The organism is Prevotella sp. HMSC073D09 (genome assembly GCF_001814145.1).
Lineage (GTDB): Bacteria > Bacteroidota > Bacteroidia > Bacteroidales > Bacteroidaceae > Prevotella > Prevotella conceptionensis.
Genome location: NZ_KV815130.1, coordinates 963 through 7,505, shown reverse-complemented (window position 1 = coordinate 7,505; position 6,543 = coordinate 963). Strand labels below are relative to the sequence as shown.

The window sequence follows — 6,543 nt, the reverse complement described above, 5'->3', positions numbered from 1 at the left end:
TAAGGTCGTCGTAGGCATAAGTGTGGTTGAAAGCGCCACCGAGTTTCGCCTTATTGCTATTGCCATTATCGGCCAGTGTCGGGTCTACGGCATTGACAATGCCTAAGATATTATCCACAGCATCGTATTGGTACTTGTTTTCCATCACAGCCCTACCGTCCGCCGTAAGGTTCATCGCCTGCAGACGTTCGCACTGTTTGTCGTAGGTGTAGGTCGTTTCCGTGCCGTTACCCAGCTTGGTATAGACGGTATGGCCGTCCTTGTCATAACCTATCCTGTCAATAACAACGCTTTCATGCCCCTGTTTATTGCCCGAAAGGCGAACTATTTGTCCTGCTGCATGGTAGGTACTACTTAATCGTTACTTTACTACACATGCTTATTTACCTCTTTGTACAAAGCACTACTTTGGATTTCGAGTTCTTCTTAATTTTCCCTTTGAATCTGCCCAGAAATATTCCTTGATATACACCTGAGCTCCCATTCCTGAATGGATTACAACATATCTTGTATTGGGACGAAACTTAATTCTCCGAAGGTTTTTAGTAATACCATTACTGTTCATTTCCTCCACGGACAATGTAGATGATACGTTTTTAAAGTTTATTGTATCACAACTTCTAGTGTCAAAATCATTTTTCTTTGTGATGAAGAACAGATGACTTTCGCTAGGATCTAGACAGTCAGACTCTATTTCCATATGCAAGAAGTTATGTACAATCAAAAGTTGCCGGCTCTCATCAAGTGAGAAATCATGATTTTCGTTACATGACATTAAGAAAGGCAACATCATAAAAATGCAAATAGAATATATTTTCTTCATTTTATTCTTTAATATGCGTTCCACCATTTGTCGATTTGTCTAATCTTTTCAGCATCAGGATATCAGTTCCATTCTAAGGGTTCGATAAAGCCATATCTTTTTTTACCACAACTTACACTAAATGTGTATCTTCCTTGATCACAACCTCCACTAAAATTCCAATATTTATCATTAACATATGGTGCACAAGGAGTTTCATCTTCAAAAGTTGATTTTATTGATTGCATCTTATATTTCTTTTCAACCTTATTATATATAACAGGAAAATAAGGACTTAAATATATAATATTAGAATCAACAGATAAGAAAAAATCTATACCCAAATACCCACCATTATATGGTGCCTGGTAAAAGATGGAATCACCACCATCTCCTAAAACCAAGACATCACATGTATCCTTCTCTAAGACTTGAAAAGTGAAATCTATTTCTTTACAGTGATAAGCATATACACCAGAATGACGACGACACCGTACTATGACAGACAAAATTACCATCAAAAAGAATATCACAAATACAACATACCTTTTCTTTACCATAAGTTCTTAAATTTAGCCCATCCCCTTTCTACAAAATAATTACAGAATTTCTTAAATTAGACTCCTATGTTATAAAATTTATGTGGGTATAAGTTTGACTCCAACCATAATATTCAGCATTCTGAGTAGAAATACCTCCTGCTCCACCTTGATATACATCAAAGGTAATTCATGCGTCCCTCCATGGAATACCATTTTTGGCAGCAACAATATTTCCGATATCCCATGCAGAAGTATATATTTCATAACCAAATGCAGTTTTCCAATACTCATGTCTCGACAAACATATTTTAAATCGGTCATTTTATGTGAATAGGAGAGTGCTTTTTTAGAAATGAAATCAAGCCACGTTGTTTCATGTTATGATATTGGAGTTCATAAGTTCGTTTATTCCAAGTCATCGTTATTTTAGATGTATTGGTAGAGATGTAAGAAGTAATTCTTTTTTCATTCCTTACTGCATTTTCTATATGAAAAATCAGTGAATCCTGTAATTCTCGATTTAGAAATACACTATCTTTTTTCTCAAAGACACTATCTACCGGAGTGTGCCACGTCTTTTTTAAATTGTCGAAGCTGGACAGTAAAACATGTTTATATTTAGTAGTCCTTAGATAGTCTCCATTGATTATTATTTCATAATAAACAGTACTATCACCATACACGTCATAGACACACTTAAATTTAGACAAGGGAGAGGTGCACCCCCCTGTCACAACAACAAATAGAATAGCTAGAAAAAATTTAATCATCTGAGATATGTGATAAGCGCTGTTGAAAATGATGTTCTCTACGCAACATGTTTTCTGTGTATTTATACTTATTCCTATACCGACCCAACCCTATGGTTTGCAACTCCTCTACAGACTGTTTCTTTTCTGTAACAAGATATGTTCCGTCAGTATATTTGTAATCCTCTTTTTCCGAAGTGGATATACCTTCCATATATCTGAGACTGTGGATAAGTTCATGCATCTGCGTGGGAGCGGTGGGATGGTTGCTGTCCTCGTACTTATAGGTGAAGTCGTAAGACTGCGCGGTTTTTGAGGAGTCCACCTTCTGCACCTTGGTGAGCGGTTCGCTCATCCGTCCGAAGGTCATCGTCATTTCATACTTCGCACCCTTCGCCATTCCGTTTGCCTTTATCAGACGGTTAAGGTCGTCGTAGGCATAAGTGTGGTTGAAAGCACCGCCGAGGTTCGCTTTGCTGCTATTACCATTATTGGCCTGTGTCGGGTCTACGGCATTGACAATGCCTAAGATATTATCCACAGCATCGTATTGGTACTTGTTTTCCATCACAGCCCTACCGTCCGCCGTAAGGTTCATCGCCTGCAGACGTTCACGCTGTTTGTCGTAGGTGTAGGTCGTTTCCATGCCGTTGCCGAGCTTGGTATAGACGGTATGGCGTACACGCCACAAGGTAGCCGTGATTCCTGACGACACGCTCACCAGCAACATTGTAGGTTTACCAGCTTGTCTTGTCATTGTTTATTAAAGGTTTCACTACTCCTGATAATCAAAGTTTATAACTTTTGCTGAATTAAGGTCAGAGAAGTCTTCTACAAAGTTAGAATAATATATTAATGTGAGTATGTTATTCTTTAATTTTAGTTCTACAGAATACATCATTGGATTATCAAAAGTGAAAATCGACTTCTTTTCTTTTGTGGAAATATTGTATGCGAACAAAGTGTCTGCACTCATGTACAAACAAAACAATCCACTATTGTCAAAACAAACAGCCTCTGAATTTTCGAGATTATTCTCTATACAATATGATAACAACTTGTCTGTATTAAAATAGCGAATTTCTCCTGTTGTCGAAAAATCATCTTCATTTTGATATTTAATAATGGGAAAAATAAGGTTCTTCCGTTAAATGCGTAGATATGGCTTTTTAATGTTTATAAGCTATTAAGGAAAATGGCATTGTGTGTTATTTATATACAATGTATTATACTCAGTTAGTTGAAGTCTACCAAGCTGTGTTTTAAGAAGGTGCTCCCTAAATCTTAATAAATGTACAAATCTATCCATTTAACGGATGAACCAAAAATAATCCCTGTGGTTCTCGAATTGTACAGAATATCTCCGACAGACAAAATGCTGTCTATCAAATAGACAGTATTCTTATCTTTGTTCAATTTTAGTCGAAAGTAATTTGTTTCTCCCTTATCCGATGTCACAAGCGGCTGTAAAACACAACTTGTTCTTTTATTAATATGGATTATCTTGTATCCTTTTAAATCAACATACGAAATGCCAAAGGATTTCAGTAGGGTATCCTTTTCCATAGAGTGTAGAATCTTGACAGTGGGCTCATTGCAGAATGAGCTACAACCTATGGAACACGTCATTGTGATAATAAACAACAAATATTTCTCCATTGATAAAACAAACTATTATTCTTTGTTAGACTTCTTTTGTTCATGCTTTTGATGCTGTTCTACAGCAACAGCCGTTTTTGGTGTATCATTAGGTAACTCAGGAGTATAAAGAGGAATATTATCCCCATGTTTATTTTTATAGGTATCATTACCTTCATAGCCATAACCGGTGTTGTCGGGATCGGCCGTTTCACCCGTCATTGTAGGAACATAGGGAGGTGTACCAAGCGACTTGTAAGACTCCTCGCGCTACCCTTCTATCTGCATCATGCGGGCGGCGTAAACTTTCTGACCAGACGTGACAGTGTTTCATTTTGTCTTGCCATATAGTTTCTTAGGGATCACGATAATCAAATTCATATCGAGTAAGACGATTATTCACAAAATGGTATTCGCAATGATATGGCCAATCGGGAAGAGACTGGCTATAAACAATCTCTACACCTTCTGCTGTTTTATATTGTACCTTTTTCATCATCATCATTTGTTTTTCTATTTCTTTCATATCACAGCCAATATATGCACCTAGCCCTGAACAGAATTTTTTAAATGAAGTCTGTTGTATTCTTCTAGATTGAGTTATTGAATGGGAAGGTACGACAACGAATCTATCATACTGATTTATATATCCTCCATAGTTTATGCAAAGAATTAGATATTCTGATTCATCAATATTGCTGCACACTGTGCATTCTCCATAATCACTAACATCTATGACGGGAAGTCTTTTCCCTAAAATGTTATTTAGAGAAACGGTATCGTCTAGTATTATGCCATTAACAGATGTGTCTAATGGTATAGGAACTTCCTTCTTAATGTGTTCAGCAACATATATCTTTTTCCTTTCTTTCGTTTCTTGCCTAATACAAGTTTGTATAGTAAATAAGCTATTGAGCAAGACGAGAATTAGCTTTACCTTCATTGCCATAATTCGTATTGCCTTTGATATTAAAATTAAAAATCATTCTATTTTCCCCACTAGAACCAATATATTTATTAAAGAAGTTACCAAGACTTTTCAATTCTTCATAACAACCGACAATACCAATACAGCCCTTTGTACCAGGTGAATTGGTATCTGGATGTACTCTAAGCCCCGATCGTCCATTGTAATTAGGCAAAAGAACTTTCCATCCTGTATACCCATTGTTTAGCATTCCTGCCTCATTTGTTGGCACAGCACCAAACGCATCATAGGAGTTGTTAGGGGTAGGCCATTACCATATGGTCCACTATTAAACTCGAAGGTAGCCGCAGTACGACGCGTTGTTCCGTCAGGAAAGACAGCATTCAAGTCGGCCTTTCCTTGGATACATACTTCTCTGCCAACGGATCCACCCATACCACGGACCCGTTACAGGGTTCATATACCTCGCCCCATAGTAGTGCAGTCCCGTTTCCTCATCAAACTCCTTGCCGTTGAACTTGCACGGCATCTTCTCAATACAATAAATATAATAAATAATCTAGAGTTCTTTGATCCAATGGAAAGTTTTTTCTTTTTATTTTAGAGGTATAGGATATAGGAAGATTAAATTCCTTATATTTCTTCCCTTTTAGAGAAACCATAAAGTATAGATATTCTGAATCCCAATGAGCTTTTTTTCGAATAGTTGGATCTGACTGTGAATATACAAAAGAGTTACATTTATATTTGCTTTCAAAAATGGCTTTACAATTCTTATTGTAATTTACTTCTTGGGTTCTCTGCAAGACATACTCTTCTTTTTGTAAGCCAAAATTAAAGACTTCCTTAAAATGATATATTAGACAAGAAGAATCTCTTTTTCTTCCAAGTATAATATTATCTTTGATTGAGAAGACAAAAATCGAATCTGAATTTAAATCATGTCCTAAGATTTGCTGAGACAAAAGATAGGCTCTTTTGATGCTTATACTATCTATTCTCGCCATTTCTAAATATTTTTGTGCTTGCGCAAAAGTGCTAAAACAGCTACAAATGCTTATTAAAGTAACAATAATATATTTCATTATCTATAATCTGGTAATTGACTGTTATTTGGAATTTTTGTTTTAGGACCATGGTCTTCGCCATTTCTTTGTATATTACTAAATCCAGCGACCCTCAACACTAAATTCTCCAATCGAATTGCATCGCCATGCTGATTATCACTACCTCTTCCCAAAGACAACGATCTGCCATGTCCGAAAACCTCATGAAATACATATAAGACTCTTCCTAATGGATTGGGCACTTGTTCACCTAGATTATTGTAATAATCTCTTGGAGATCTATCATCTTCGACAACAAGCGAATAGGACCCCTTTTTAGTTTGCTTAGTTTGAGAACCACCAAGGAGTTTAGTAAGTACTGTATGGCCAGTACTTTCTATTGCCTCAACCAATTGGGGAGCTAGCATGCTCTTATCTGGCAATTCATCATTTTCTGATACATACTGAAATTTGTAAGTAAAATCATCAGAATTAATAGAGTTTACAAGAATATCCATCAGTGCCTTATCATCGTTTGATAATTCAGAATTATTTGCAATATAGTTTGAATATGCAACAGGATCAATTTTGTTGAAATCCTTTCCTGTCGCATGTTTCCCTGATCTACTTATTAATCTTCTAAAATCAGCAAGTTTTTCAGCCTTGAAAACTACATTAATATCTTCGAGCATCTTTGCAGCATCATTCTTTGTTGCACCTTCCAATTTTCTTCCATCTTGATCTATCAACCTCACTGGATTATCGAGCGTATACACGTATCCTCCCGTTGCGACATACCTTTCTGCCAACGGATCCACCCCATACCACAGACTCGTTA

Annotated in this window: 7 protein-coding genes and 3 pseudogenes; all 10 read right to left on the bottom strand. The window is 36.6% G+C overall.

Translation table 11 applies throughout. The features are described 5' to 3' along the window. Positions 1-346 (bottom strand): annotated as a pseudogene (locus HMPREF2955_RS15365) (RHS repeat-associated core domain-containing protein); the annotation flags it as partial. Between the two features lie 57 nt (positions 347-403). Next, positions 404-823 carry a hypothetical protein gene (locus HMPREF2955_RS12920; RefSeq protein WP_070723859.1) on the bottom strand — a complete coding sequence of 140 codons (420 nt, stop codon included), beginning with the start codon at positions 821-823 and terminating at the stop codon, positions 404-406. A gap of 62 nt (positions 824-885) precedes the next feature. Next, entirely contained in the window at positions 886-1,362 is a 477-nt protein-coding gene (locus HMPREF2955_RS12915; protein ID WP_070723858.1) for a hypothetical protein, read from the bottom strand. Between the two features lie 744 nt (positions 1,363-2,106). Next, on the bottom strand, positions 2,107-2,691 hold the full coding sequence (locus HMPREF2955_RS16665) for a M91 family zinc metallopeptidase (protein ID WP_371326394.1): 585 nt from the start codon (positions 2,689-2,691) through the stop codon (positions 2,107-2,109). A 1,076-nt stretch (positions 2,692-3,767) separates the two neighbouring features. Next, positions 3,768-3,953, bottom strand: a complete 186-nt coding sequence (locus tag HMPREF2955_RS16945) for a hypothetical protein (RefSeq protein WP_070723854.1) — start codon at positions 3,951-3,953, stop codon at positions 3,768-3,770. A gap of 133 nt (positions 3,954-4,086) precedes the next feature. After that, positions 4,087-4,674 (bottom strand): hypothetical protein, encoded by a 588-nt coding sequence (locus tag HMPREF2955_RS12880; RefSeq protein ID WP_246830152.1) that lies wholly within the window; start codon positions 4,672-4,674, stop codon positions 4,087-4,089. Further along, on the bottom strand, positions 4,640-4,930 hold the full coding sequence (locus HMPREF2955_RS16940; protein ID WP_246830151.1) for a hypothetical protein: 291 nt from the start codon (positions 4,928-4,930) through the stop codon (positions 4,640-4,642). Before HMPREF2955_RS16940 ends, HMPREF2955_RS12880 begins: the two co-directional genes overlap by 35 nt. Positions 4,931-5,063: 133 nt before the next feature. Next, positions 5,064-5,194: pseudogene (locus HMPREF2955_RS15960) on the bottom strand (RHS repeat domain-containing protein); the annotation flags it as partial. Further along, positions 5,193-5,744 (bottom strand): hypothetical protein, encoded by a 552-nt coding sequence (locus tag HMPREF2955_RS12875; RefSeq protein ID WP_139145564.1) that lies wholly within the window; start codon positions 5,742-5,744, stop codon positions 5,193-5,195. The gene HMPREF2955_RS12875 and the pseudogene HMPREF2955_RS15960, both read right to left, overlap by 2 nt. Continuing rightward, a pseudogene (locus HMPREF2955_RS16935) lies at positions 5,744-6,543 on the bottom strand (hypothetical protein); the annotation flags it as partial. The pseudogene HMPREF2955_RS16935 and the gene HMPREF2955_RS12875, both read right to left, overlap by 1 nt.

What these genes read in the sequence shown, in the direction of transcription:
- HMPREF2955_RS12920 (WP_070723859.1), bottom strand. Translation starts at nt 823, where the DNA reads ATGAAGAAAATATATTCTATTTGCATTTTTATGATGTTGCCTTTCTTA.
- HMPREF2955_RS16945 (WP_070723854.1), bottom strand. Translation starts at nt 3,953, where the DNA reads ATGACGGGTGAAACGGCCGATCCCGACAACACCGGTTATGGCTATGAA.
- HMPREF2955_RS12915 (WP_070723858.1), bottom strand. Translation starts at nt 1,362, where the DNA reads ATGGTAAAGAAAAGGTATGTTGTATTTGTGATATTCTTTTTGATGGTA.
- HMPREF2955_RS16665 (WP_371326394.1), bottom strand. Translation starts at nt 2,691, where the DNA reads ATGAACCTTACGGCGGACGGTAGGGCTGTGATGGAAAACAAGTACCAA.
- HMPREF2955_RS12875 (WP_139145564.1), bottom strand. Translation starts at nt 5,744, where the DNA reads ATGAAATATATTATTGTTACTTTAATAAGCATTTGTAGCTGTTTTAGC.
- HMPREF2955_RS12880 (WP_246830152.1), bottom strand. Translation starts at nt 4,674, where the DNA reads ATGAAGGTAAAGCTAATTCTCGTCTTGCTCAATAGCTTATTTACTATA.